We start from the raw sequence: 310 nt of genomic DNA, 5'->3' as shown, positions 1-310 counted from the left end.
GGGTCGGTTGTACCGTCGATGCTCACCCGTCCGGTGTCGGGGCGCATGCGGCCGCTCGCGATCAGTCCGAGCACGGTCGGACGCTGTTCGGTCTCGGCGAGGGCGAAGCGCACGGCACCGGTGTGGAATTCCAACGACGTCGCCGGAAGGGCCTGACCGCCGCGTCCTTTGCTCACGTCCTGCAGGGCGATCTTCATGCGCGGGCCGTCCGATCTGCGGGTGCGGTGGCGTCGATGTCGGGGTGAGCGGTGAGGAGGTCATCGATCTCACGCCAGGAGAGCCCGGCGATGCTCAGCACGGTGCGCACGGC

1 protein-coding gene is annotated in these 310 nt (G+C 69.4%); it reads right to left on the bottom strand.

Features of this window, described 5'->3' with window-relative positions; translation table 11 throughout:
• The coding region (locus E3U55_RS17180; RefSeq protein WP_228547612.1) for a hypothetical protein at window positions 1–197 on the bottom strand (197 nt) is incomplete at its 3' end.
• Between the last annotated feature and the right edge of the window lie 113 nt (window positions 198–310).

It is taken from the genome of Filobacillus milosensis, assembly GCF_004402015.1.
Taxonomy (GTDB): domain Bacteria; phylum Bacillota; class Bacilli; order Bacillales; family Alkalibacillaceae; genus Filobacillus; species Filobacillus milosensis.
This window is presented reverse-complemented; position numbering and strand designations above follow the sequence as displayed.